The sequence below is a fragment of the Streptomyces sp. NPDC054047 genome, from assembly GCF_055585065.1.
This window is the reverse complement of record NZ_JBVJKV010000022.1, coordinates 21,713-28,483: the sequence shown is the minus strand read 5'-3', so window position 1 is coordinate 28,483 and position 6,771 is coordinate 21,713. Positions and strand designations below refer to the sequence as shown.

General features: G+C 68.4%; 7 protein-coding genes and 1 pseudogene. 7 read left to right on the top strand and 1 reads right to left on the bottom strand.

Annotated elements, in window-relative coordinates; translation table 11 throughout:
* From ACZ6ZP_RS43035 to ACZ6ZP_RS43025, 3 genes and pseudogenes are all read left to right on the top strand, one after another.
* Positions 1-330: pseudogene (locus ACZ6ZP_RS43035) on the top strand (ABC transporter); the annotation flags it as partial.
* Positions 327-1,118, top strand: a complete 792-nt coding sequence (locus ACZ6ZP_RS43030) for an ABC transporter permease (RefSeq protein WP_469410568.1) — start codon at positions 327-329, stop codon at positions 1,116-1,118. The pseudogene ACZ6ZP_RS43035 and the gene ACZ6ZP_RS43030, both read left to right, overlap by 4 nt.
* Positions 1,119-1,314: 196 nt before the next feature.
* Positions 1,315-2,106 carry a DUF3592 domain-containing protein gene (locus ACZ6ZP_RS43025; RefSeq protein WP_469410567.1) on the top strand — a complete coding sequence of 264 codons (792 nt, stop codon included), beginning with the start codon at positions 1,315-1,317 and terminating at the stop codon, positions 2,104-2,106.
* Between the two features lie 143 nt (positions 2,107-2,249).
* Here the strand turns inward: ACZ6ZP_RS43025 and ACZ6ZP_RS43020 are convergent, their stop codons facing one another.
* Entirely contained in the window at positions 2,250-3,362 is a 1,113-nt protein-coding gene (locus tag ACZ6ZP_RS43020) for an ABC transporter substrate-binding protein (protein WP_469410566.1), read from the bottom strand.
* Positions 3,363-3,623: 261 nt separating this feature from the next.
* Between ACZ6ZP_RS43020 and ACZ6ZP_RS43015 the strand changes: the two genes are divergently transcribed.
* From ACZ6ZP_RS43015 to ACZ6ZP_RS43000, 4 genes are all read left to right on the top strand, one after another.
* A complete protein-coding gene (locus ACZ6ZP_RS43015) occupies positions 3,624-4,502 on the top strand; it encodes an endonuclease/exonuclease/phosphatase family protein (protein ID WP_469410565.1) in 879 nt (292 codons plus the stop codon).
* A gap of 62 nt (positions 4,503-4,564) precedes the next feature.
* Positions 4,565-4,756, top strand: coding sequence for a hypothetical protein (locus tag ACZ6ZP_RS43010; protein ID WP_351168224.1), 192 nt, complete (start codon positions 4,565-4,567; stop codon positions 4,754-4,756).
* Between the two features lie 431 nt (positions 4,757-5,187).
* Positions 5,188-5,706: a hypothetical protein gene (locus ACZ6ZP_RS43005; protein WP_399978532.1), complete on the top strand. Its 519-nt coding sequence runs from the start codon at positions 5,188-5,190 to the stop codon at positions 5,704-5,706.
* Between the two features lie 206 nt (positions 5,707-5,912).
* Positions 5,913-6,683, top strand: coding sequence for a methyltransferase domain-containing protein (locus ACZ6ZP_RS43000; protein ID WP_399978535.1), 771 nt, complete (start codon positions 5,913-5,915; stop codon positions 6,681-6,683).
* Positions 6,684-6,771: the final 88 nt, after the last annotated feature.

Genomic DNA, 6,771 nt, shown 5'->3' with positions numbered 1-6,771 from the left:
AACAACGGCAAAATCGCCGCCCAGGGAAGCGCCGAGGAGCTCAAGCGCCTGATCCCCGGCGGCCACGTCCGCCTCCGCTTCACCGACCCGACCGCGTACCAAGCCGCCGCATCCACCCTCCAAGGGACCGCCCGCGACGACGAAGCGATGTCACTCCAGCTCCCCAGCGACGGCACCCAACGGGAACTGCGCTCCATCCTCGACTGGCTCGACTCGGAGGGCATCGAGGCCGACGAACTGACCGTGCACACCCCCGACCTCGACGACGTCTTCTTCGCCCTGACCAGCGGCACCGCCGTCCCCAACCAGACCAAGGATGACGCCCGATGAGCTCCCTCTCCCTCGCCGTCCGCGACTCGAACACGATGCTGCGCCGCAATCTGCTGCACGCGTGGCGCTACCCGTCCGCGACCCTGAATCTGCTGCTCACGCCGATCATGATGCTGCTGCTCTTCGTCTACATCTTCGGCGACGTGATGAGCGCGGGCATCGGCGGCGGCGGGGCCGACCGCTCCGACTACATCGCTTACATCGTGCCGGGCATCCTGATGATGACCATCGGCAGCACCGTGATCGGGGCCGCGGTGTACGTCTCCATGGATATGACCGAGGGCCTCATCGCCCGCTTCCGTACGATGGCGGTCTACCGAGGCTCCGTGATCATCGGGCACGTCGTCGGCAGCGTGCTGCAGTCGATCGCCAGCGCAGTCCTCGTCGGCGCCGTCGGTGTGGCCATCGGCTTCCGCTCCACCGACGCCACGGCCGTGGAATGGCTGGCGGCGTTCGGACTGCTCACGCTGTTCGCCCTGGCGCTGACCTGGATCGCGGTGGGGATGGGCATGGCCAGCCCCAACGCCGAGGCGGCCAGCAACATGGCCATGCCGCTGATCCTGCTGCCGCTCATCTCCAGCGCCTTCATCCCCGCCGACACGATGCCGGGCTGGTTCCAGCCGTTCGCCGACTACCAGCCCTTCACCCCGGCCATCGAGACCCTGCGCGGCCTGCTGCTCGGCACCGAGATCGGCAACAACGGCTGGCTCGCACTCGCCTGGTGCATCGGCCTCATCGCGCTCGGCTACCGCTGGTCGATGGCGCAGTTCAACCGCGACCCGAGGTAGCCGACGAGTGCGGGCTCCGGAGCCAAGGCCGACAAAGGTGAGAGGGCCGGCGGCGCGGAACCGGGATCGGTAAACGTCCTGGTCCACCCACCGCATGACTCGATTCGGTCGGGAAAGGGCTCCTGAGGCTGGTAGGCCCTAAGATCCGCTCATGGGGCGGGACTTGAAGATTGTTCTGAAAGGGCGCGGTGGCGCCATGCGACTGGAGAGCGGGGAGGTCCGTGTGGTGCGGGGGCGCGCGACCTGGCGGATACCGCTGCGGGCCATCGGCGCCGTGGAGTGTGATGGCCGGAGCTCGGTGCGGCTGCGGATCAGCGGCGACACCTCGGGGGACGGCTTCCGGGTGAGCAGCGGCAACGGGAACGCCGTGGGTACGTTCGCCGAAGGGCTGCGGCAGGCCATGGAGGGCGTCACGCCGGTGGCGGACGGAGTGGCACTGGTGACCACCGGGCGCACACCCCGAGCGCCGCTCGCGCCGACCACCCGGGCGGCCCGGGTGAGCATGGGGGTGTGCGGCTATCTGCTGCTGCTCGTCCTGCTGTTCACCGTCCTCGACGCACCGGACCAACGGGGCTGGTTGAGCGCTGCCGCGTTCCTGCTGCCCCTCGGCGCCGGGCTGCTGACAGTGGCCTGGAAGTTCTTCCTGCGCGACCCGTGGATCCTGCGGCGCCGCGGAGTGACGGTGCCCGGTCAGATCGTCCAGTACCGCACGTCACCCAAGCAGCAGGCCATGAACCCGGTCCTGCGGTTCACGACGGCCGAAGGCCGCACGGTGACCCACGAGTCGTCGGTCACCGTGATGACGCGAGGCCGGAACCCGGCCGTGGACGTCACCTACGATCCGCAGGACCTCAGCAGGGTCCGCGGCGGCCGGGCGCTGGCCCATATGAGCATGGGCCTCATCCTCGCCGCATTCGGCGCGACCGCGACGCTCCTGCCACTGACCGGACTCATCACGAGCGTGCTGGACAGCCTGCTGCAAGGCTGAGAGAGCATCCCGCCGACAAGCCGCCACCCGAGTTCGGACCGGCTACGTCTGCTCGGCACGTGTGATGTCTCAGACTGCTCAGATCAGCCCGACCCGGACCTCCGTGCTCCCTGCTCCCTGCTCCCTGCTCCCTCCATGCTTTCTCAGCCGGTGTGGAGGATCCGGAAGCGGTCGGGTTCCTCCGGATCCCGATCAACTACTTGGACGGGCGGCCAAGCCCATTGCCAGACGCTGATGCCTGGCGTACGGGAGAACTGGATCTTCCCGCGGGTTCCTTCGACTCCGGCGTGCGGCCAGGATTCGGCGATGCGCGCCCGGTCCGTGCCGTGAGAGCGCAGCGCGTCGGCGAGGACGGTGATCGTGTCGTAGCCCTCGAAGGCGACGAAGCAGGGCGCCTCGGCCAGCCGCTCGCGAAGGGCCGTCTCGACTCGTACGCCGAGGGGACTGAGGCGTTCGGGCAGGTAGCGCAAGAACGGGATCGCGGCACTGTCCTCACCCAGCAACGTGGCCCATTCGGCGAATTCCGGCTGTCCGGCCGGCGCACCGATCAAGATGTCGGCGACACGGTGGTCCCGGCGGACGGACTTGACGATCGGCACCGCCGGTTCCGGGTGGCCGACCAGAAGGAGGAGGGCTGTGGCGCGCTGGTCGACGAGTTCGTCGCACACCTCCGTGGGGGCGAGCGCACCCATGTCGAGTTCGATGACGGTGCCGCCGCGTGGAGCGAGGTAGTCGCGCAGAATGCGGGTCCCCGCTGCCCAGTAGACACTCGGCTGGGCAGCGACGGCGATACGGCTGTGCCCCGCGCCGATGAGGAAGTCCGCGTAGACCTGCCAGCCCCGGGACTGCGGCGGGGAGAGGCGCGCCACCCATTGCGTTGGCTGTTCGGTGAGCGCGTCGAGCACCGCCGACGAGCAGAGGAACGGCAGGCCAAGGGCATCCGCCCGGGCGGCAGCGGTGCGAGCGACGACGCTGTGATACTCCCCCACCACGGCGCTCACGCCCAGCTGAGCCAGCTCGTCCACGGCCGCCGCGGCCCTCTGTGGATCAGCCGCGGTGTCTCGGACCAGCAGCTCGAGCGGTCGTCCGCCGATCCCGCCGGAGTCGTTGACTTCGCGAACGGCCAACTCGAGTCCAGCGAGCACGTGCCGGCCTGCCTCGACCCAGCCGGGCCGGGTCAGCGGAACGAGGGCGCCGATCTGAACGGATGATCCGTCAGTCCGCGCCGCCCCAGGTGGCGATGGTGGCGTACTCATGAAGGTGGCGTCTCCCGGGGGGCGATGCGGTTGCGGCTTGCCCAGATCGCAGAGTGAACGACAGTGGCGCCGAGGGTAGCCGAGCCGCGAACTGCCTGCTTCGGCGCCCCGTCCCGTGGCCATCAGCGGCCACTCGCGCCGCCGATCGAGCCTGCGGGGCACGCGGAGCTGCCCGCCGGGGGCGCGACGGGAGCGGCGCAAAGAGACTGGTGAAAGATCAGAAGCAGGTGTTGTCGGCGCCCCCGTCCCATAACCTCGTGCATGGAGACGTCAGATGCCGTGGGTATCCACATAGAGGAGGCGATGGTGCTCGGAAGGAGCACGCGGTTGCTCGCGGGCGCCATGACGGTGGCCTGCCTGGTGCTCGTCGGCCCCAGCGCGCCGGGCGGTGCCCTCGTCGGCTGGTCGCTGCCCACCGCTGTCAGGGACGTCGTACCGAACCGGGTCATGACGTGGAACATCTGCAACCCCTGCGACGAAAGCAACGTCGACCGGGCCGCGGAGATCGCCGCGCGTGCGCCTCAGGTCATCGGCCTGCAAGAAGCGTGCGTACGTGACGTCGAGAGAATCCGGGAGTACCTGCGGAACCTGCACGGCCTCGTCTACCACGTCGAGTACGGGACGGTTCTGCAGAATTGGGGCCGCTGCGGTGGCGCCCCGTGGAGTCCGGGCGCCTTCGGCCAGGCGATCCTCTCGGCGGCACCGATGACCGACCACGGCACCGCGGAGTACCCCGACGGCGGCTCCGAGGACCGCGGTTACATGGCCGTCACGACCAAGGTGGGCGGCGAGTCCGTCCGGGTCTTCAACACCCACCTCGCCCAGCGGCGTCAAGAATCAGTGCGGGCCGACCAGGTCCGCGTACTCGCCGCAGAGGTCACCCGACACAACCGCGCGATCGTCCTGGGCGACTTCAACGCCGTGCCGGACACTCCCGAACTCGCTCCGATGTGGGCCCTGGCCGCCGACGCGGACCCCCAGTGTCATTCCGCGTCCACCGGCACCTGCGAGCCGACCACCGACTGGCACACCAAGTTCGACTACGTCTTCCTGCGAGGCTTCACCCCGATCAATCACCGCGTGCAACCCACCGCTGCCTCAGATCACCACATGTTGCAGAGCGACCTGGACCCGGCTTAGGGCGCTGTCTGAGGTGGACGTGCGCCTGGAGCCCTTCGAAGGTTCGACGTAGGGTCGAGGCCATGACATCCGATCTGCCCCAGACGCTGGCCATGGCGTTCCTGGAATCTCAGGAGATAACCACGACAGACTGCCGCCGGTGCGGCACCGAGGTGTCTGGCGTCAACGGCCGCTACGCGTGCGGGGTGTGCGGGTGGGTCAACAACTGGACCGAAGGCCACAACGAACTGCCCAGCGGCGACAGCGACGTCTAGCGCACGACGCCGCGCGTATCCCGGAGCAAGTTGGATGCGCACTTCACAGGAACGAAGCGCTGGTTCAGGTCAGTTGCTGGTTCAGGTCAGTTGCAGGAGACGCGGCGCTGGATTGCGCTCATGATCAGTGACGCCGTACCGGCATCCTCCATGCAGCACATCGTCTTCATCGAGATCTCTGACGGGTCGTGGCTGGTGGAGGTGTGGTCGGCGCTCAAGCGAGTGACGGTCCGGATAACCACTGCGGAACAGGTACACGTTCAGCAGTACGTTCGTTGAGGCTTTCGCCGCGGGTCGCCGTGCCCGGCATGCGGCACGCGCGACGACACCGACCCCACCCGCCCCACCGGCCGCCCAATTCCTCGCCCTAACTGCCGGAATGCCGCATTCATACTAAAATCCGCGCGCTCGTGCGTCATGATGGTCCGGTGATGTCGGCCTTCCCTGCACTCGATCGCCACCGCTCGGCTCAGCGCCCCCACGCGAGTGGCGCTGCCGTCCGTGCGATCGCCCTTGCCCTGGCCGGCGCCGCGCTCGTCGCGGGACTGCACCTCGCGACGACGGACTACGCCATCCTGCAAACACTCCTGCTCGGCTGGCTGGAGCCGACCGGTGCGGTTATGCCCGCAGCCCGGCTGGATGACCACCTGCGGCTCCCGGCCGCCTGGCACCACAACCCTCTGGCCATGGCCGTGTTGAACCTCCTCGCCGGTCTCGCTCTGTTCCTCCTTTTCCGCAGCACGGCCAACCTGCCCGTGCTCCTGTCGTACGCAGCGGCCGGCACCGTACGCCGGTGGTGGGCGCGCCTGCTGTACGTCATCAGCCTCGTCCTGCACCGTACGGACAGGCCCCTGCCGGAGCCCCGACGGACGCCCAGACCGGCCGTCACACTGCCACGGCCGCATGCACTCGTGGTCCTGCTGCACCGCGCGCAGCCCTGCGCCCCGTAACTCCCGGGCACTCCACCGCACCACGCCATCACGCACGCCCATGACTTCGGCGTGCTCTCACCGCCACCGGAGTGTCTGCTGCGTCCGCCGTACTCGCCATGGCCGCAAGCCACCTGCGCGCGGAGCCGAGCCCGTGCCCGCCGGCCGAGGCACTCACTACGCAATTCCGAGACCGAGACTCGAAACGACCTGGGGGGTCATGCCTGATGAGGGCGGCAGAGAAAGGAACGTCAGTGTTGAAGTCGGGGGTCAAGCGGCTCTTGGGGCGTGCCGGATTCGACATCGTGCGCAGCACCAACAACCGGGGTGGAGTGGACGATTTCATACCGTTCGAGGCAGCGATGCGGGCTGCACGGGCGGCCGGTCTTCCGGTCGGGGACTACATCGACGAGGTCATGAACGGGACGCCTGGCGCCACCCAGACCACCATCGATGAACTAAGCGCTCTCGGCGTCTTCGCAGCCGACCCGGACACGGTGCTGGAGATCGGCCCCGGGTCCGGACGGTATCTGGAGAAGACGCTGAAGGAGTGTTCACCAGGGCGCTACGAGATCTACGAGACGGCAGCGCCCTGGGCCGACTACCTGGTGGACTCCTACGGCGTGGTCGCCCAACCCACTGCGGGATGCAGTCTCGCCCCGACACCCGACGGCAGCATCGACCTCGTTCAGGCCCACAAGGTCTTCAACACCCTGACCTTCCTCGGCACTTCCCGCTATTTCTTCGAGATGGCACGCGTCACGCGACCCGGCGGCCGGATCGTCTTCGACGTCATGACGGAGACCTGCCTGGACCCGGCCACGATGCGCGCCTGGGCGACGGAGGGCGGCGCGGGGCACGACTCCTATCCGGCCGCCATGCCTCGCCGGACATGCGTGGACCTCTTCGCGACCCTCGGCTGCGGCCTGGAGGCCAGCTTCCTTGCCCCGATGGGCTTCGCCTCCACTGAAGTACTTGTCTTCGCGAAGGGGGCCTGACCCTCGGAAGGCTTCGGCACATCGATGGGTGGGGCTTGCGTGACCACGCGGCTGCGAGAGCGAGGGTTCAACGGCCTCTCCGCGACGA